17 protein-coding genes and 1 pseudogene are annotated in these 19,878 nt (G+C 51.0%); 4 read left to right on the top strand and 14 right to left on the bottom strand.

Features of this window, described 5'->3' with window-relative positions:
• Positions 1-65: 65 nt before the first annotated feature.
• From fdnG to fdnI, 3 genes are read left to right on the top strand one after another with little or no spacing between them, the layout of a single operon-like run.
• Complete coding sequence (gene fdnG / locus AABJ99_RS12500) at positions 66-3,113, top strand: formate dehydrogenase-N subunit alpha (RefSeq protein WP_148936353.1); 3,048 nt, start codon at positions 66-68, stop codon at positions 3,111-3,113.
• A gap of 12 nt (positions 3,114-3,125) precedes the next feature.
• Positions 3,126-4,010 (top strand): formate dehydrogenase N subunit beta, encoded by an 885-nt coding sequence (gene fdnH, locus AABJ99_RS12495; RefSeq protein ID WP_039021785.1) that lies wholly within the window; start codon positions 3,126-3,128, stop codon positions 4,008-4,010.
• Positions 4,003-4,656: a formate dehydrogenase-N subunit gamma gene (fdnI, locus tag AABJ99_RS12490; RefSeq protein WP_000045645.1), complete on the top strand. Its 654-nt coding sequence runs from the start codon at positions 4,003-4,005 to the stop codon at positions 4,654-4,656. Before fdnH ends, fdnI begins: the two co-directional genes overlap by 8 nt.
• Positions 4,657-4,706: 50 nt before the next feature.
• Here the strand turns inward: fdnI and yddM are convergent, their stop codons facing one another.
• From yddM to bdm, 6 genes and pseudogenes are all read right to left on the bottom strand, one after another.
• Complete coding sequence (gene yddM / locus AABJ99_RS12485) at positions 4,707-4,991, bottom strand: HigA family addiction module antitoxin (protein WP_039021786.1); 285 nt, start codon at positions 4,989-4,991, stop codon at positions 4,707-4,709.
• Positions 4,992-5,030: 39 nt separating this feature from the next.
• Positions 5,031-5,108 (bottom strand): annotated as a pseudogene (locus AABJ99_RS25025) (type II toxin-antitoxin system RelE/ParE family toxin); the annotation flags it as partial.
• Positions 5,109-5,293: 185 nt separating this feature from the next.
• Entirely contained in the window at positions 5,294-6,304 is a 1,011-nt protein-coding gene (gene adhP, locus AABJ99_RS12480) for an alcohol dehydrogenase AdhP (protein WP_000642407.1), read from the bottom strand.
• Between the two features lie 134 nt (positions 6,305-6,438).
• Positions 6,439-8,136: a malate dehydrogenase gene (maeA, locus tag AABJ99_RS12475; protein ID WP_338387345.1), complete on the bottom strand. Its 1,698-nt coding sequence runs from the start codon at positions 8,134-8,136 to the stop codon at positions 6,439-6,441.
• 156 nt (positions 8,137-8,292) lie between these two features.
• The gene (gene sra, locus AABJ99_RS12470; protein WP_000841554.1) at positions 8,293-8,430 is read right to left on the bottom strand and encodes a stationary-phase-induced ribosome-associated protein; all 138 of its coding nucleotides are present in this window, start codon (positions 8,428-8,430) and stop codon (positions 8,293-8,295) included.
• Positions 8,431-8,531: 101 nt separating this feature from the next.
• On the bottom strand, positions 8,532-8,747 hold the full coding sequence (gene bdm, locus AABJ99_RS12465; protein ID WP_000495766.1) for a biofilm-dependent modulation protein: 216 nt from the start codon (positions 8,745-8,747) through the stop codon (positions 8,532-8,534).
• 342 nt (positions 8,748-9,089) lie between these two features.
• On the opposite strand from bdm, the gene osmC reads away from it, so the two are divergent.
• Positions 9,090-9,521: a peroxiredoxin OsmC gene (gene osmC, locus AABJ99_RS12460; protein WP_000152299.1), complete on the top strand. Its 432-nt coding sequence runs from the start codon at positions 9,090-9,092 to the stop codon at positions 9,519-9,521.
• A 55-nt stretch (positions 9,522-9,576) separates the two neighbouring features.
• On the opposite strand, the gene ddpF is transcribed toward osmC, so the two are convergent.
• The 8 genes from ddpF to dosC form a co-directional block, all read right to left on the bottom strand.
• Complete coding sequence (gene ddpF, locus AABJ99_RS12455; RefSeq protein WP_039021787.1) at positions 9,577-10,503, bottom strand: oligopeptide/dipeptide ABC transporter ATP-binding protein; 927 nt, start codon at positions 10,501-10,503, stop codon at positions 9,577-9,579.
• Entirely contained in the window at positions 10,496-11,482 is a 987-nt protein-coding gene (gene ddpD, locus AABJ99_RS12450; RefSeq protein ID WP_039021788.1) for an ABC transporter ATP-binding protein, read from the bottom strand. Before ddpD ends, ddpF begins: the two co-directional genes overlap by 8 nt.
• A complete protein-coding gene (gene ddpC, locus AABJ99_RS12445; RefSeq protein ID WP_338387344.1) occupies positions 11,479-12,375 on the bottom strand; it encodes a D,D-dipeptide ABC transporter permease in 897 nt (298 codons plus the stop codon). The genes ddpD and ddpC overlap by 4 nt, the downstream gene beginning before the upstream one ends.
• Positions 12,372-13,394, bottom strand: a complete 1,023-nt coding sequence (gene ddpB / locus AABJ99_RS12440) for an ABC transporter permease (protein WP_338387343.1) — start codon at positions 13,392-13,394, stop codon at positions 12,372-12,374. The genes ddpC and ddpB overlap by 4 nt, the downstream gene beginning before the upstream one ends.
• Position 13,395: 1 nt before the next feature.
• Complete coding sequence (gene ddpA, locus AABJ99_RS12435) at positions 13,396-14,946, bottom strand: ABC transporter substrate-binding protein (RefSeq protein ID WP_338387342.1); 1,551 nt, start codon at positions 14,944-14,946, stop codon at positions 13,396-13,398.
• 13 nt (positions 14,947-14,959) lie between these two features.
• Entirely contained in the window at positions 14,960-15,541 is a 582-nt protein-coding gene (gene ddpX / locus AABJ99_RS12430) for a D-alanyl-D-alanine dipeptidase (protein ID WP_039021789.1), read from the bottom strand.
• Between the two features lie 257 nt (positions 15,542-15,798).
• Entirely contained in the window at positions 15,799-18,198 is a 2,400-nt protein-coding gene (gene dosP / locus AABJ99_RS12425; RefSeq protein WP_024211995.1) for an oxygen-sensing cyclic-di-GMP phosphodiesterase DosP, read from the bottom strand.
• 24 nt (positions 18,199-18,222) lie between these two features.
• Positions 18,223-19,605, bottom strand: coding sequence for a diguanylate cyclase DosC (gene dosC, locus AABJ99_RS12420; protein WP_338387341.1), 1,383 nt, complete (start codon positions 19,603-19,605; stop codon positions 18,223-18,225).
• Between the last annotated feature and the right edge of the window lie 273 nt (positions 19,606-19,878).

The following is a 19,878-nucleotide window of genomic DNA, read 5'->3' as shown; positions in this document are numbered from 1 at the left end:
AAAAGATTCAGAATTTTACTGTTAGTTTCCTCGCGCAGTAATACCCCTGAAAAAAGAGGAAAGCAATGGACGTCAGTCGCAGACAATTTTTTAAAATCTGCGCGGGCGGTATGGCGGGAACAACAGTCGCGGCATTGGGTTTTGCCCCGAAGCAAGCACTGGCTCAGGCGCGAAACTACAAATTATTACGCGCGAAAGAGATCCGTAACACTTGTACATACTGTTCCGTAGGTTGCGGGCTATTGATGTATAGCCTGGGTGATGGCGCGAAAAACGCCAGAGAAGCGATTTATCACATTGAAGGTGACCCGGATCATCCGGTAAGCCGTGGTGCGCTGTGCCCGAAAGGGGCCGGATTGCTGGATTACGTGAACAGCGAAAACCGTCTGCGCTACCCGGAATATCGTGCGCCAGGTTCTGACAAATGGCAGCGCATTAGCTGGGAAAAAGCATTCTCCCGCATTGCGAAGCTGATGAAGGCAGACCGTGACGCTAACTTTATTGAAAAGAATGAGCAGGGCGTAACGGTAAACCGTTGGCTTTCTACCGGTATGCTGTGTGCTTCCGGTGCCAGCAACGAAACCGGGATGCTGACACAGAAATTTGCCCGCTCCCTCGGGATGCTGGCGGTAGACAACCAGGCGCGCGTCTGACACGGACCAACGGTAGCAAGTCTTGCTCCAACATTTGGTCGCGGTGCGATGACCAACCACTGGGTGGATATCAAAAACGCTAACGTCGTAATGGTGATGGGCGGTAACGCTGCTGAAGCGCATCCCGTCGGTTTTCGCTGGGCGATGGAAGCGAAAAACAACAACGATGCAACCTTGATCGTTGTCGATCCCCGTTTTACGCGTACCGCTTCTGTGGCGGATATCTACGCACCTATTCGTTCCGGTACGGACATTACGTTCCTGTCTGGCGTTTTGCGCTACCTGATCGAAAACAACAAGATCAACGCCGAATACGTTAAGCATTACACCAACGCCAGCCTGCTGGTGCGTGATGATTTTGCGTTCGAAGACGGTCTGTTCAGCGGTTACGACGCTGAAAAACGTCAGTACGATAAGTCGTCCTGGAACTATCAGTTCGATGAAAACGGCTATGCGAAACGCGATGAAACACTGACTCATCCGCGCTGTGTGTGGAACTTGCTGAAAGCGCACGTTTCCCGTTACACGCCGGACGTAGTAGAAAACATCTGCGGTACGCCAAAAGCTGACTTCCTGAAAGTGTGTGAAGTGCTGGCCTCCACCAGCGCGCCGGATCGCACAACCACCTTCCTGTACGCACTGGGCTGGACCCAACACACCGTGGGTGCGCAGAACATCCGTACTATGGCGATGATCCAGTTGCTGCTCGGTAACATGGGTATGGCCGGTGGCGGCGTGAACGCATTGCGTGGTCACTCCAACATTCAGGGCCTGACTGACTTAGGTCTGCTCTCTACCAGCCTGCCGGGTTATCTGACGCTGCCGTCAGAAAAACAGGTTGATTTGCAGTCGTATCTGGAAGCGAACACGCCGAAAGCGACGCTGGCTGATCAGGTGAACTACTGGAGCAACTATCCGAAGTTCTTCGTTAGCCTGATGAAATCTTTCTACGGCGATGCCGCACAGAAAGAGAATAACTGGGGCTACGACTGGCTGCCGAAGTGGGACCAGACCTACGACGTCATCAAGTATTTCAACATGATGGACGAAGGCAAAGTCACTGGTTATTTCTGCCAGGGCTTTAACCCGGTTGCGTCCTTCCCGGACAAAAACAAAGTGGTGAGCTGCCTGAGCAAGCTGAAGTACATGGTGGTTATCGATCCGCTGGTGACTGAAACCTCTACTTTCTGGCAGAACCACGGCGAGTCGAACGATGTCGATCCGGCGTCTATTCAGACAGAGGTATTCCGTCTGCCTTCGACCTGCTTTGCTGAGGAAGATGGTTCTATCGCTAACTCCGGTCGCTGGTTGCAGTGGCACTGGAAAGGTCAGGACGCGCCAGGCGAAGCACGTAACGACGGCGAAATTCTGGCGGGTATCTACCATCATCTTCGCGAGTTGTACAAAGCCGAAGGTGGTAAAGGTGTAGAACCGCTGATGAAGATGAGCTGGAACTACAAGCAGCCGCACGAGCCGCAGTCTGACGAAGTGGCAAAAGAGAACAACGGCTATGCGCTGGAAGATCTCTATGACGCCAATGGCGTGCTGATTGCGAAGAAAGGTCAGTTACTGAGTAGCTTTGCGCATCTGCGTGATGACGGTACAACCGCATCGTCTTGCTGGATCTACACCGGTAGCTGGACAGAGCAAGGCAACCAGATGGCTAACCGCGATAACTCAGACCCGTCCGGTCTGGGGAATACGCTGGGATGGGCCTGGGCGTGGCCGCTCAACCGTCGCGTACTCTACAACCGTGCTTCGGCGGATATCAACGGTAAACCGTGGGATCCGAAACGGATGCTGATCCAGTGGAACGGCAGCAAGTGGACGGGGAACGATATTCCGGACTTCGGCAATGCCGCACCGGGTACGCCAACCGGACCGTTTATCATGCAGCCGGAAGGGATGGGACGCCTGTTTGCCATCAACAAAATGGCGGAAGGTCCGTTCCCGGAACACTACGAGCCAATTGAAACGCCGCTGGGCACTAACCCGCTGCATCCGAACGTGGTGTCTAACCCGGTGGTTCGTCTGTATGAACAAGACGCGCTGCGGATGGGTAAAAAAGAGCAGTTCCCGTATGTGGGTACGACCTATCGTCTGACCGAGCACTTCCACACCTGGACCAAGCACGCGTTGCTCAACGCAATTGCTCAGCCGGAACAGTTTGTGGAAATCAGCGAAACGCTGGCGGCGGCGAAAGGCATTGCCAATGGCGATCGTGTCACTGTCTCCAGCAAGCGTGGCTTTATCCGCGCGGTGGCTGTGGTAACGCGCCGTCTGAAACCACTGAATGTAAACGGTCAGCAGGTTGAAACGGTGGGTATTCCAATCCACTGGGGCTTTGAGGGTGTCGCGCGTAAAGGTTATATCGCTAACACTCTGACGCCGAATGTCGGTGATGCAAACTCGCAAACGCCGGAATATAAAGCGTTCTTAGTCAACATCGAGAAGGCGTAAGGGGGCGAACAGATGGCTATGGAAACGCAGGACATTATCAAAAGGTCCGCAACTAACTCCATCACGCCGCCTTCTCAGGTGCGTGATTACAAAGCAGAAGTCGCGAAACTTATCGACGTTTCCACCTGTATCGGCTGTAAAGCCTGTCAGGTGGCGTGTTCGGAGTGGAACGATATCCGTGATGAAGTGGGGCACTGCGTCGGGGTTTATGATAACCCCGCCGATCTGAGCGCCAAGTCCTGGACGGTGATGCGCTTTAGCGAAACCGAACAGAACGGCAAGCTGGAGTGGCTGATCCGTAAAGACGGTTGTATGCACTGTGAAGATCCGGGCTGCCTGAAGGCGTGCCCGTCTGCTGGTGCAATCATTCAGTACGCTAACGGGATTGTCGATTTCCAGTCGGAAAACTGCATCGGCTGTGGTTACTGCATTGCCGGGTGTCCGTTTAATATTCCACGCCTCAACAAAGAGGATAACCGGGTATATAAATGCACACTCTGCGTCGATCGCGTCAGCGTTGGTCAGGAACCGGCTTGTGTGAAAACTTGTCCGACCGGGGCTATCCACTTCGGCACCAAGAAGGAGATGCTGGAGCTGGCGGAACAGCGCGTGGCGAAACTGAAAGCGCGTGGTTACGAACATGCTGGCGTCTACAACCCGGAAGGGGTCGGTGGTACGCACGTCATGTACGTGCTGCATCACGCCGATCAGCCGGAGCTGTATCACGGTCTGCCGAAAGAACCGAAGATCGATACATCGGTAAATCTGTGGAAAGGCGCGTTGAAACCGCTGGCAGCGGCTGGCTTTATCGCCACTTTTGCCGGGTTAATTTTCCACTACATCGGTATTGGCCCGAATAAGGAAGTGGACGATGACGAGGAGGATCATCATGAGTAAGTCGAAAATGATTGTGCGCACCAAGTTTATTGATCGCGCCTGTCACTGGACCGTGGTGATTTGCTTCTTCCTGGTAGCGCTGTCCGGGATTTCGTTCTTCTTCCCGACGCTGCAATGGCTGACACAAACCTTCGGTACGCCGCAGATGGGACGCATTTTGCACCCGTTCTTCGGCATTGCGATTTTCGTCGCGCTGATGTTTATGTTTGTGCGTTTTGTGCATCACAACATCCCGGATAAGAAAGATATTCCGTGGCTGTTGAACATTGTCGAAGTATTAAAAGGCAATGAACACAAAGTGGCGGATGTTGGTAAGTACAACGCCGGGCAAAAGATGATGTTCTGGTCGATCATGAGCATGATTTTCGTGCTGCTGGTGACCGGGGTGATTATCTGGCGTCCGTACTTTGCGCAGTACTTCCCGATACAGGTTGTCCGTTATAGCCTGTTTATTCACGCGGCTGCGGGTATCATCCTGATCCACGCCATCCTGATCCATATGTATATGGCATTCTGGGTGAAAGGGTCGATTAAAGGGATGATCGAAGGGAAGGTGAGCCGTCGTTGGGCGAAGAAACACCATCCACGCTGGTATCGTGAAATCGAGAAGGCAGAAGCGAAAAAAGAGAGTGAAGAAGGGATATAATCTCTTTTGAACTTTAAGCTGAAAATGGCGCTGTAAAAAGCGCCATTTTTTTATTGCGTAATCAGACGGCGTAGTCGCGACACATCTACCGTTTTTTCTGCCTCAGCCAGACTCCAGGCGTTTTGTAGATTCAGCCACATTTGCGGCGAACTGCCGATCACCACAGAAAGTTTAATCGCCATTTCTGGCGTCAACGCGGCTTTTCCGGTCAGCAATCGGCTTGCCGTTGAGGGCGCAATTTCCATTGCTCTGGCAAACTCGCGCAGGCTGACGTTCAGCTCGTCCAGTGATTCCTGAATAATGTCCCCCGGGCGGGGATGATTGGCCATTTTCATCAGTGATAGTCCTCGTAATCCAGTATGTATGCATCGCCATTGACTCGGTATAACGCCGGAGGTTTTGCCGAGAAGAAACAAGTCACGCAATCCCTTGTGTCTGAAATTCATTATCATCTCTTCATCCTTGTTCCTTCGAAAGGAACACTATCACTATTGTTCCGTGCAGCGCAACAAATTTCGCTACGTTTTCGTGAATTGTGAGAGGAAAGATGGGGGAGGAAAAGAAGAAGAGTGAAATTGCGGAAAGCGTCTCGCAAAACAGGCTGCGACCCGAACATGGCAGTCGCAGCAAAGGCCTCTTAGCGGCGGAAATCAATCACCATACGGCCACGGATTTTGCCTTCTTCCATCTCAGTAAAGATGGTGTTGATGTCCGCTAACGGACGCAGGGCAACTTTCGGCACCACTTTACCTTCGGCGGCAAACTGGAAGGCTTCGGTGAGATCCTGGCGCGTGCCGACCAGCGAACCGACCACTTCAATACCATCCAGCACAAGGCGTGGGATATCCAGGCTCATAGACTCCGGCGGCAGACCGACAGCCACAACACGACCGCCTGCACGAACGGCATCGACCGCTGAGTTAAACGCAGCTTTAGCTACCGCTGTCACCACCGCTGCGTGAGCGCCACCGGTTTTCTCCTGCACAATTTTGGCGGCGTCTTCGGTGCGTGAGTTAATCGCTAAATCAGCACCCATTTCGGTTGCCAGTTTCAACTGCTCATCATTGACATCAATGGCGATCACTTTGGCATTAAAGACATTTTTCGCGTATTGCAGGGCGAGGTTGCCCAGACCGCCAAGACCGTAGATAGCAATCCACTGTCCTGGACGAATTTTTGACAGTTTTACTGCTTTGTAGGTGGTGACACCCGCGCAGGTAATGCTGCTAGCCGCCGCCGAGTCCAGGCCATCGGGCACTTTTACCGCGTAATCGGCGACCACGATGCATTCTTCAGCCATGCCGCCATCAACGCTGTATCCGGCATTTTTTACTGAACGGCAGAGCGTTTCGTTACCGCTGTTACAGTATTCGCAATGACCGCAACCTTCGTAAAACCACGCCACGCTGGCGCGATCGCCTGGTTTTAATGAGGTAACGCCGGGGCCAACTTCTGCCACCACACCGATGCCTTCATGGCCCAGAATCACGCCGGTTTTATCACCAAAATCGCCATTCTTAACATGAAGATCGGTATGACATACGCCACAACACTCCATTTTCAGCAGGGCTTCGCCATGTTTCAGTGAGCGCAGTGTTTTATCCGTAACGTCAACATGATGATCCTTCGTAACAACTGCAGCCTTCATAGTTTCCTCCTTTTCGGATGATGTTCTGCATAGCAGGTGAGGCAAATGAGATTTATTCGCCACTACCCAGTATGGATGAGATCTGAAAAAGGAAGAGGAAAATTGCCCGGTAGCAGTCACTACCGGGCTGAGACTTAAATGGAGGTACGGCGGTAGTCGCGGTATTCGGCTTGCCAGAAGTTATCATCAATGGCCTGTTGCAGGGCTTCGGCAGAGGTTTTCACCGCCACGCCTTGCTGCTGCGCCATTTTGCCAACCGCAAACGCAATTGCGCGGGAGACTTTCTGAATATCTTTCAGTTCCGGTAATACCAGACCTTCGCCGTTCAGGACCAGCGGCGAATACTGAGCAAGCGTTTCGCTTGCCGACATCAGCATCTCATCGGTGATACGTGACGCGCCGGAAGCAATAACGCCCAGCCCAATGCCCGGGAAGATAAAAGCGTTGTTGCATTGCGCGATAGGGTAGATTTTATCTTTCCATACCACCGGATTAAACGGACTGCCGGTGGCGACCAGCGCGTTACCTTCGGTCCAGGCGATAATGTCCTGCGGTGTGGCTTCCACACGTGAAGTCGGGTTAGACAGCGGCATCACGATCGGACGCGGACAGTGTTTGTGCATCTCACGGATGATCTCTTCCGTAAACAGCCCGGTCTGTCCTGAGACGCCAATCAGAATATCCGGTTTGACATTGCGCACCACATCAAGCAATGAAAGCACATCGCTGTCAGTATCCCAGTCACTGAGATTTTCGCGCTTCTGTACCAGTTTGGTCTGGAAAGGCAGCAGGTTCGGCATCTTGTCGGTCAGCAGACCAAAGCGATCGACCATAAAGACTTTCTGCCGCGCCGCTTCTTCGCTTAATCCTTCACGCTGGGTCTGGGCGATGATCATCTCAGCAATGCCGCATCCTGCTGAACCTGCGCCGAGGAAGACGATTTTTTTCTCGCTTAACTGACCGCCCGCCGCACGGCTGGCTGCGATCAGTGTGCCGACTGTTACCGCCGCGGTGCCCTGAATATCATCGTTAAAAGAACAAATTTCATTGCGATAGCGGTTAAGTAACGGCATCGTATTTTTTTGTGCGAAGTCTTCAAACTGCAACAGCACGTCCGGCCAGCGTTGTTTCACAGCCTGGATAAATTCATCCACGAATTCATAGTATTCGTCGTCAGTGATACGTGGATTACGCCAGCCCATATACAGCGGGTCGTTAAGCAACTGCTGGTTGTTCGTCCCGACATCCAGCACCACCGGCAGTGTATACGCCGGGCTGATGCCACCGCAGGCGGTATAGAGCGACAGTTTACCGATCGGAATACCCATCCCACCGATGCCCTGGTCACCAAGCCCCAGAATACGTTCGCCGTCCGTCACCACAATCACTTTGATATTGTGGTTCGGTACGTTTTGCAGAATATCGTCCATATTGTGGCGGTTCTGGTATGAGATAAACACGCCGCGGGAACGACGGTAGATCTCAGAAAAACGCTCACAGGCTGCGCCGACGGTTGGGGTATAAATAACAGGCATCATCTCATCAAGATGATTGTTTACCAGACGGTAGAAGAGGGTTTCGTTGGTGTCCTGGATGTTACGCAGGTAGATGTGTTTGTCGATTTCGGTTTTGAATCCCTGATACTGGATCCATGCGCGTTCCGCTTGTTCTTCGATGGTTTCGACCACTTCCGGCAGTAACCCCAGCAGGTTGAAGTTACGGCGTTCTTCCATGCTGAAGGCGCTGCCTTTATTCAACAACGGAAATTCCAGCAGTACAGGGCCAGCGTAAGGAATATAAAGCGAACGCTGTTTTTTTGTTTTTGGTTCCATGTCACTCACTCTTTTTTGAATATCCATCCCTGGGGTGCTTTTATCGTCTTTGCTTTACCGCCAGGGCATCGGCTCCAAGTATAAAGCAGTTAAAAACAAAAACACCATTGCGCAGGCAATGGTGTTTAATCGTCATTGAGGACTGATTGTTAAAGATTACTTTTCAGCGGGACGTTTTCTGCCGGTTGGGTTATTCACCACGCTGGATTTATCACCTTCGGTAACTATTTTGCGCTGGTTAGAAATTTTATGGTCCAGTCCAAGAATATGACGTGCCTGACGGTTCGATTTCATTTTAACTCCTCAATCCTGTTGCTAGTTTTAAGGACAATATCGCCGTAGCGAAGAAACACGTGCTAAACCCCTAAATTAGGTTGCCGATCAAGCATAGCACCTTAAAGCGTAGGGTGCTGGCCACTGACCACATAATTGATCGTTTGTTGGTAGATATCACTGAGGATGTCGTTATCAGAAGCTTCTACCCATTTGGTCAGCTCCATGAGAATGTCATCTTCAGTGACAACACCGTGTTCTGCCCGAAGGCCTTGCTCAATGGCATTAACCAGAGCGGGTTCTGCTGTTGAATTTTCTGCCTGATAATAAGTAAACATAGTGATTCTCCGTGTCTGTGTATTTATGGTGTCTGCTACGGATCGCAGATTTATAAAGCACATTCAGCATGGCAAATATTTGCCGCTTCGTTGTTAAGATTAGTCCTGGTTGATGATTTTTATATTTTAACCCCATGATATTAATGGGAATATTGCTGGTGTGAGTTGATTGATATTGATGCAATATCTCTTGAGTTATATATTCCCGGTTATCTATTGTGGGAATTTTATTTAAGTACATAGATAATATTTCGCCGGATTCTATTCGGAATATCCTGCTTATCCTCATACTGTTTCTCACGTAGTCTATAATTTCCTTTTTAAGCCCACAGGAGAGCAACAATGACAATCCATAAGAAAGGTCAGGCACACTGGGAAGGCGATATCAAACGCGGGAAGGGAACCGTATCCACCGAGAGCGGCGTGCTGAACCAACAGCCGTATGGATTTAATACGCGTTTTGAAGGCGAAAAAGGAACTAACCCTGAAGAACTGATTGGCGCGGCGCATGCAGCATGTTTCTCAATGGCGCTTTCATTAATGCTGGGGGAAGCGGGATTCACGCCATCATCGATTGATACCACCGCCGATGTGTCGCTGGATAAAGTGGATGCCGGGTTTGCGATTACTAAAATCGCCCTGAAGAGCGAAGTTGCCGTGCCGGGTATTGATGCCTCTACTTTTGACGGCATTATCCAGAAAGCAAAAGCAGGATGCCCGGTTTCTCAGGTACTGAAAGCTGAAATTACGCTTGATTACCAGTTGAAATCATAAAGCGTTGCCGTATGACGCGTCAGGCGCGTGATTGCCTGATGCGTTGTTAGCGTCTCTACAGCGCCCGCCAGCACCTGATCTCACGTCCGTCCTCCCTTATTGTTAATGATTGCCGGACTTCACATCCGCTGGTTGCCAGGGGGCAACGTTCGCGGAAAAAACAGCCCGGCGGCAACGTGCGGTTTCCTGGTAGTTCCGTTTTACGCAATGCCCATTCTTCCTCCAGCGGTTTATCAATGGCGGGGAGGGAATCCAGCAATAATCGGGTGTATGGATGTGCCGGAGCTGTCAGCACCTGTTGCGCGTCTCCTAGTTCCACAATCTGTCCGAGATACATCACCGCCACCCGATCGCTCATATGACGTATCACCGAGACATTGTGTGAAATCAGCACATAAGTCAGCCCGCGATTTTCCTGTAGCGTTACCAGTAAATTGAGGATCTGCGCCTGGACGGAGATATCCAGCGCCGAGGTGGGCTCATCAAGCACAATCACGTCAGGCTGCGAAGAGAGTGCTCTGGCAATGGCGATACGTTGCCGCTGCCCGCCTGAGAACGCATGAGGCAAGCGGTCGAGATACTCCGGACGAATACCCACCTGCACAGCCAGCTCCTCTGCCAACGCTCGCCGCTGTTGTTCACTACTACGCTTAGCAATCCAGAGCGGTTCCGTGATGATGCGCCACACCGGTAAGCGCGGATTAAGCGAAGAGAGCGGGTCCTGAAACACCATCTGCATAATGCGTTGTGATCCTGAACGGATGTACTGCCCGTGGCTCGGTTGCAGCATACCCATTAAAAGCTGTGCGAGGGTGCTTTTGCCGCAGCCTGACTCACCGACGATCCCTAAGGTTTCACCACGACGGATCTGTAAATCAATACCATTGATGGCATGAACATGTTCCGTAGTTTTACCAAGCCAGTTTTTTCGGGCCGGGAAATTGATATGGACGTCGCGTAACGTTAATAACGTGTCAGACACTAATGACCTCCTGCTGAGGATACCAACAGGCGCAGCGGTGGTTGTTGTCACCACACGCTGTCAGCGCCGGGACGTTTTCACACTGTGTACCTGCCGCATAGCAACGATCGCGAAAAGCGCAGCCATCAGGCAAATGGGTGAGGTTTGGTACCGTCCCTGGAATGGCGGGTAATGGCTGGCGTGGTATTCCATGTTCCGGTGCGCATTGCAGCAAACCAATGGTATACGGATGCCGGGGATGATGGATAACGTCTGCCGTCATACCGCTCTCGATCACGCTTCCGGCATACATCACGTAAACGCTATCGCACAGTTGCGACACCACGGCCATATCATGGCTGATGAACAGTACCGCAGTTCCACTGGCGCGGGCTTTATGTTTAAGCAGACGCAGTACCTGCAACTGTACCGTGACGTCCAGCGCCGTAGTCGGTTCGTCGGCAATAATCAATTGCGGCTCGCAGGAGAATGCCAGCGCAATCATTACCCGCTGGCGCATACCACCTGAAAGCTCAAACGGATAGCGCGACATAACTTCCACGGCATCCGGGATTTGCATCTCTTCCAGCAGGGCAATCGCTTTAGCTCTGGCTTCCCGACGACTTATTGGTTGATGATGGCGGATCACGTCCATCATCTGAAGACCTATTCGACGTGTCGGATTTAGGGCGGTCATCGGTTCCTGAAAGATCATCGCCACTCGTGTGCCGCGCCACTGACGAAGCTGTTTTTCCCGAGCGTTAAGAGCATCTTCTCCCAGCAGTGAAATATGTCCCCGATGTACGCAATAACTGCCCGTCGGTAACAGACGCATAATCAACATTGCAGTGACTGATTTACCCGAGCCGGATTCTCCCACCAGACCGACAATTTCACCGCGGTTGATTTTCAATGACACATTGTTGAGCGCGTGAACGTCGCCGTTAAAACCGGAGAAACTCAAATGCAGCTGTTGAATGTCCAGAACGGGTTGGGTCATGACTGCTTTCCTCCTGCTTTCGGGTCAAGCAGATCGCGAATACCATCACCAAAGAGATTGAACCCGACGGCGGTAAGCAAAATCGCTGCCCCCGGAAATGCGCAATACCACCATTGATCGAGCACATAGTTGCGACCATTCGCCACCATCGCCCCCCATTCAGCACTCGGTTGTTGAGCACCCAGGCCAATAAATCCCAACGTGGCGGTCATTAAAATCGCGCTACCAATATCCAGCGATGCCTGCACAATCAGCGGCGGCAGGGAGTTACGTAAAATATGCCAGTTGATCAGATGCCAGCGTGACGCACCAAAGGTTTTCGCCGCCTGAACGTAAGTGTACTGGCGGACAACTAATGTTTGCCCCCGCGCCAGGCGCACATAAAACGGGATTCGCACGATAGCAATCGCCAGCATGGCGTTAAACAAACTCGGTCCAAGTGCGGCAGCCAGCGCCATTGTCAGCACCAGCGAAGGAATCGACAGCATAATGTCCATGATGCGCATGATGATCGCGTCTGCGCGTCCGCCAAGCACACCGGACAGACACCCGAGTAGCGAACCCATCATACCCGCAATGGCGACCACCACTAATCCGGCGAGAATTGATTGCTGACTGCCGACCAGTACGCGGCTAAACAGATCGCGTCCCACTTCATCGGTGCCAAACCAGTGCGCCGCAGAAGGCGGCAAAAGGCGGGCAGTTAAATCAATGGCGTTGGGATCATGCGTCGCCAGCCACGGTGAAAAAATCATCATCAGTAGCATTAATACAATGATGACTGCGCCGGTCACGGTGAGCGGACTGCCTTTCAGCATCCATACCAGTTTTGCACCGTTAAATCGCGTTTGTTTTGGTGGGCGTACGACGGACGTTTCCTCGCTTAGCATCATTCATCACCTCCACGTCCGATACGCGGATCAATCCACAAATAGAGCAAATCCACCACCAGGTTGACCAGCACATAAGCAAATGAAACCACGACGGCAAAGCCCATCACTGCCGGGAAGTCGAGCGCTTGTATTGATGTTACTACCCATGCACCCATTCCGGGCCAGGCAAAAACGGTTTCGGTGAGCACTGCGCCATACAACAAATCGCCCAGCGCCAGCCCCAATACGGTAATCGAGGGGATCAACGCATTGGGTAGCGCATAACATAAAACGATATACCAGCCGGGCAAGCCGCTGGCCCGGGCGGTACGAATGTAGTCTTCACTCAATTGTTCCAGCATAGCTGAGCGGATCTGGCGAGCGACAATCCCCAGGTGAACGAACGCCAGCGTTAATGCCGGTAAGATGAGATGTTGCAGCGCATTGAAGAAGACTTCACCGTTGCCTTCAAGCAGCGCATCGAGCAGATAAAAGCCGGTAACGTGCGTTGGTGGATCCAGCCAGTCATCAAGCCTTCCGCCGCCGGGAAGAATTTGCAGATGACCATAAAACAGCATAATGACGCCCAGCCCAAGCCAGAACGCAGGTGTGGAGATTCCGGTAATGGCCATTATTCGCACCAGATGATCCAGCCAGCGATTTCGCCAGACTGCAGAGAGTATGCCCAGCGGGATACCAACCAGGAGTGCCAGCAGCAGGGCGCAAAATGCCAGTTCCAGCGTCGCCGGGAAAAATATGCGCAACTCTTCCAGCACCGGACGCCCGGTACGAATGGATGTTCCCAGGTCACCCTGAAACAGGTCGCTGACGTAGCGGTAAAACTGTACGTACAGTGGCTGGTCCAGTCCCAGTTGCTGGCGAATATTATCCACGATAGCATCGCTGGCGCGGTCACCCGCCAGTAACCGCGCCGGATCGCCGGGGATCAAGTGCGAGATAATAAACGTAATCACGCAGACGCCCGCCACCACGAGCACCAGCCCCCAGCAGCGTTGGCGTAAAATACTCCAGAAGGTCACGTTATTTACTCATGGTATTGATATTGAAGACCTGTTCCAGCATGGGATTGAACACAAAGCCTTTCACCTCTTTGTTCATCGCCAGTTGGTAGTTTTTCTGGAACAGGTACACATAAGCAGCGTCATCAATGACGATTTTCTGTGCCTGCTGGTAGTCCCGGGTACGCTGCGTCTGGTCGGTGGTCGCTAGCGCATTGCGCAGTAGCTTATCGACCTCACTGTTTTCATAGAACGAGCGGTTACCCGGCAGACCTTTTTTGTCTGACTCAAACCAGTAATTCATAAACATATACGGGTCGGCAAAATCCGGACTCCAGTTGCCAATCGCGATGTCGTAATCACCTTTACCCACTCTGTCGCGCATGGTGGCGTTCGCCAGCTTTTCCAGCTTCACATTGATGCCCAGCTTGTTGAGGCTGGATTGTGTTGCCAGAGCAATAGGTTCCCAGTTCGGGTCGTTATCGGAGTAGAGAAACGTCAGGCTGGTGGGTTTGCTCGTCACTTTATCCCATTCGGCTTTGGCTTTCGTTTCGTCATGGTTGTATTGCATTGCCGTCGCATCGTATCCCCACATGCCTTCCGGAATCGGGCCGCGCATTTGTTTTCCGTTACCACTCAGAATGCCGTTAACCATACCCTGATAATCGGTAGACCAGGAAATGGCCCGACGCAGATCCGCCTGATTAAGTGGCGCTTTGCTGTTATTGAGATACAGATAGGTGACGCGCAGTGACGGATACTCTGCCACGTTGACTTTGTTTTCCTGCTTCAGGGCGTTGAGTTGATCCACCGGCAGCGCATCGGCAATGTCAATGTCGCCACGGGAGAGCTGCAGGCGACGGGAGGCACTTTCACCGATAATTTTTACCGATACCCGTTTGAAGTTCGGTTTATTGCCGGGGTAATGCGGATTTGGCACCAGAACTAATTGCTGACCTTTTTGCCAGCTTTTCAGCATAAACGGTCCGGAGCCAGCGGTATTTTGCGCGAGGAAACCACGGGCATCATCGGCCGCATGTTCTTTTAAGACCGCCGGATTGATAATGGATGCACCGTCGTTCGCCAGCGTGTAGAGGAACGGTGCGAATGGCTGGCTAAGGGTAAACCTCACCGTATGTTCGTCGGGAGCATCAATCTTTAAATCTTTGGGAAATGCTTCTGCTGGCCCCTGACCGATTTTTAGTAACCGCTCAAAAGAGAGTTTTACTGCTTCGGCAGTGACGGGTGTGCCATCGGCAAATTTAGCATTGTCCTTCAGGGTGAACGTCCACTCTTTTTGATCGTCAGACGCTTTCCAGCTACTCGCCAGATCGCCTTCAACGTCGGTTGAGCCTTTATCACCGTCCGTTTTGTACTGAACCAGTCGCTGATAAGACGGGTAGGTCACTGTCCAGTCGTAATTATCAATTGTCACCGCCGGGTCGAGGGTTTGTGGGTCGGCAGCTTTACCGATCACCAGCATATCTTTCGGTACGGCGGCGTGCGCAACCGGCATTGTTGTGGCAAGGACGATCGCGAGCAATGTAGGACGAAACGAAATCGATCTCTTCATGACAGTTTCCTGATTAACTGGCGTGCTGTGTGCCAGGGGATATAAAACAGGTGAATTGATCAGCGAGTAGTGGGTAACTTGCTGCCAGGGGTAATTCGAAGTGCCACCATTCGCTCGGGATACCGACAAAGCCACCGCCAGTCATAATCGCATTCAGCAACAGGCGATTGCGCTGAGCGGCGGGCGGGACAGAAGGATGGTAAGCATGGGAACGTTCGTGCATTTCATCGAACTCTGCGCCCATATCGAGGATGTTCCCGTGCTCATCACGAAGCGTCAGGTCGATCGCGGTGCCACGGCTGTGATTAGAACCGACCGTCACATCAACAACATATTGCGGGTCTGGGCAGGTTTGCCACAACATCGCCTGTGCTTGTTGTGGGCGATACGCATCGTAAATCACCAGTTGTAAGCCTGACAGCTGGGCGATACTGATACTTTTCGCCAGCGCGGTAATCGCATCCTTGTGTAACAGACAACGCGCTTGCTGATAAATAGCTTTACCTGTGATGTTATCAGCGCAGGCGTATTTCAATTCGATCTCCAGATCAGGGAAGATCACGGCTAAATCAACCAGTTCGGTGGTATCCGACATAAACGGTTCCTGTATAAGACAAAAATTGCTGCGCTTTCCGCTTAAGCAGATCTCATGCCATGCCGGGATAAGCGCCAGAATGCTGGCTTAAAGTTATATTTTTTAACTTTTGATCAACATTTGTGCAGCGTAGTGCAGTTTTGGTGCAAGAGGGGAAGTTAAGGAAGGAATCTCCCGGAATCGTAGCTGAAATCACAGTATTTAAGTGACAGTGTCACGTTAAATGAAAACCCGCGAGTGCGGGCGAGAGGAATTTGTCAGATTTTCAGCGGTAACACGCTGCTCATCCAGCCTGGAATTTCTTCGGCGGGAAGGGGCCGGGAAAAGAAATATCCCTGAATAACGCGACAGTGGATCTTACGTAGCATCTCAAATTGCTCTTTGGTTTCGACGCCTTCCGCTACGACGGTTAAATTGAGGCTTTGCCCAATGCTGGTAATGGCTTCAAGTAAGGCAAGGATGCGTTTTTCCGTCAGACAACGATCAACAAAACTTTTGTCAATTTTGATTTCCGTTACCGGAAGACTGACTAAGCGGGATAATCCGGAAAAGCCCGTGCCAAAATCATCTACCGATAAACCCACGCCCATATCGCGCAGGATCTGGATGCGCTTAAAAATTTCCGTATCGTGTTCCATCATCATGCTTTCGGTGATTTCCACCGTTAGCTGGTGGCCGTCAATGCCCCAGACTTGCATTGCATCAGACACCTGATTAGGCAGCTGATTACTGCGGAAGTGCAGCGCAGACAAGTTAACGGATAACGCTGGAATATGAATATTCTGGCTACGCCATTCTGCTAACTGACGGCAAGCTTCCGCGATGACCCAGCGCCCAATATTTTCGATTTCGCCAATCTCTTCTGCGAGAGGAATAAACCGTGAAGGGGGCACATGACCATGCAGAGGATCGTGCCAGCGAGCAAGGGCTTCGATGCCGTACAGTTCACCCGTTTCTGCGAAGATTTGTGGCTGGTAAACCAGTTTCAGTTGGTTATTGCTAATCGCTTCTTTCAGCGCTGCGCCTAATATCAATCGTTCTTTCACCATTTCGTTCATCACCGGGCTGAAGAACTGCCAGCCGTTACCGCCATTCTTGCGAATATAATCCATCGCGTTATGGGCAGTGGAGAGCAGGTAATCGCGGTTTTTACCCACGTCGTAGCTGATGCCAATGCTCAAGGTGAGCGGGAATGGTTTATCGTCAATCATTATCGGCTTGCTGACCACATTCCGTAGCTCATCGGCGATTTGGGTAATGTTACTGACGTCGTTTTCCAGGCTCACGAGGACAAACTGCGTACCTTCGATACGACAGAGATACTGATCCGGTTTGAGTTTTTCACGAAAGCGATTGACCACTTCCAGCAATGCCTGATCGGCCCACGCATAGCCAAGGCTATCAATCACATCCTGAATATGGTCAACACCGATGAGATACACCACCGGAGAGACGGCTTTGTCGACCAGGTCATCGAGGTAATTGTGCAGGTTATTGCGATTTGGCAGACCGGTCATCGGATCAAATTGGATGAGTTGTTCAATATGCTGACGGCTTTTTTCCTGTTCCAGCGCCAGCGCGGCCATATGCTGGCTGATATCTGCCACGCGTTCGATAAAGGCGCTGGTTTCTGCTCCTGACGAGGTTTTAATTTGCAGGATCCCCGCCGGTGCGCCATCACGCTGACGAATGGTCGCTGACCAGCTTTGCGCATTTTGAACTTCTGTACCGTGCGAAGATGACGCCCAGTGTATCGGCATACCGTTGCGCAGCGCGAACAGCGAAACATGCGATTCGTTGAGAACAGATTCGATGTTACGACAAATGATTTCCCCCATTTCATGAAATGGCGGGCTGCTGCACATGGCGGCGAGAATATTGCCTTCAAGCTGGCGGATTTGCCGTTCTTCGGTGATATCCGAGAAAGTCATTACCAGGTTCTGCAGATGCGCGAGCACATCATAGACCGGGCTGATAGAGGCTTTAATCCAGATTTTTTCACCGGTGCGCGTCAACAGCAGAAATTCATCCTGATCGCGGGCGGTTTTCCATAGCAACTGTTGTAAACGAATGCGGTTATCGGCAGGGAATTCAGGAATGTTCAGGAGTGTATCGGGCTGCATACCGCTGGCTTCGCTAATGCAGTAACCAAACATTTCGGTAAATGCGCGATTGCACTGCACAATATGGCGTTCCGGATCGAGGACAATCACCGGTCGGTCGAGATGGTCAACGGCAATAATCAATTGTCGGGTCTGTTCTTTTTGCGCCATTTCTACGCTGGCATCCCGTACCAGCGCCAGGTAATAAATTTTACCCTCGGCGCTCACTTTCGATAGCGCAAAACGGGTCCAGATTTTACTGCCGTCTTTTTTCTCCAGCTGCAGCTCCCGACTCATCCCCTCGACGCGCGCTTTACCGCCTTCACGGTTGTGACGGATATATTCAGGATGCGCAGGACGCAAATCCCGCGGAATCAGCATATCAATGTTATTGCCAATGACTTCTTCACGTTTGTATCCCCAGAGCTTCTCTGCGGCGGGGTTGAAAAACATCACTTCATCATTTTCGTTAATTAACACCGCGCCCATCATATTTTGCTCAAGGGCGGGGAAAAAAATGCCATCGGCGGCATTATCCGCATCGGTTAGCTTCATGATTACCTCTGCATCCTGGCGCATCTAAAGACTGGCTTTCCAGAGTTCAACACGGTTTCTACCTCGTCTTTTGGCGATATACAGAGCTTCATCGGCTATTTGAATGAGGCGCTCATAGTCAGGATGACCATTAAACATGGCGGCACCGATGGAAAGTGAGAGGGCAATATCTTCGCCGTTTGCGGCTTTCAGTTTGGTTTTCTCCACCCGACTGCGAATACGTTCTGCGGTACGTAACGTTTCGTTTTCCGAAGCTTCAGTTAAAACAATGATAAATTCATCTCCCCCGTAACGAAAAACATAATCACTACTGCGGACGTTGTCGTAAAAGGCCTGAGAAACTTTACGCAAAATTTCATCACCGGTGTTATGGCCCCACGTATCGTTGATCTCTTTGAATTTATCAACGTCAATAATCAGCACTGACAGGGGGGTTCCGGTCCGGTTGGCATGGGCAATTTCGCGTTTAAAGATGGTCGGCAGGAAGCGGCGGTTAAGTAATTTTGTCAGTACATCCATACCCACTTCGTGGCGAGATACTTCTTCAAATAATTCACGCAGCAAGGTAATAATTTGCGATACGGTATTTCTTATCTGTAATAAAAATCTCACCCGCAGAGTTTTGTTGCTCAAATTTTTTGCATTACGCATGGTTTGATTAAAAATACCGTCGAAATCCTGAATCAGGCGGGAGATATGACCCACTTCGGCAATGCCGCTAAAATAATGTCGACCTTTATGGTTAAACCACAGGCCAAAATCAGCCTGGCTTAAAGGCAAACTACTGCCTAAATCAGAATCCAGCAGAACTTTATAGATAATGTCAATTTCCCATGAAAGGATTGAGGCTATTTGGCGTTCTTTTTCTTCTTCGGCGTTTTCCAGTAACGAGAAGATACGATAGTTTTCATCTTCTTTTGAGGCACTACTGTCACTAAAGGTAAACGCGCGGGTCATGACTTCCATCGCGATATCAATACTGTTAATCGAGAAATGGTAGACCTGAAGTTTTTCTGCGGCAGAATAATCCGAAGAGAAAATCACCGGATAGAGGATTTTTTTCAGCACCCGAACCCCCATCTCGACAATTTCTACTGGAATGCCGATGCGGGCATGCACTTCTGCGACGGTATGCTGGATTTGTATTAGCCTTTCAACATCGTCAACCTGGGCAGAAAGCACATTAATAATCCAGCGTTCCATCGCACTTTTCAGCTGCCGCTCAACTTGTTCATTACTCAAGAATTCTTCGGCATGCGGGTCAATACGGACAATCCGATAAAACTCAATGCTCAGGTAATGGGCATGCGCAACGGCAATTTCCGCGGCTTTGGCACGAATGAGCGGATCTGCCTGTTCGACAAGTCCGGTCCACTCATCTTTCATTCTTTTAAAATACATCTCCATAATTCACACCCTTATAAGGCTGAGAAAGCAGACGGAATCAAAAACGAAACGCAACGTGCGAGATCGACTAACTGCACATATTCTCCTGAAATATGAAGATATACTGAAAACAAATAAGCGACTTAGGACAGTTTCAATCTACGCTACTGTTCTTCAGAAGAGTATAGCCCATCGTAATTATTTTTCGGAAACAGCGAATACCGTAGGGTTTTCATATTCATACATTTTTATTAGGGGTTTTATGGCTATTAAACTAAGAGTGGTTAATTGCGT

The organism is Escherichia coli, from assembly GCF_036503815.1.
Taxonomy (GTDB): Bacteria; Pseudomonadota; Gammaproteobacteria; order Enterobacterales; family Enterobacteriaceae; genus Escherichia; species Escherichia coli_F.
This window is presented reverse-complemented; position numbering and strand designations above follow the sequence as displayed.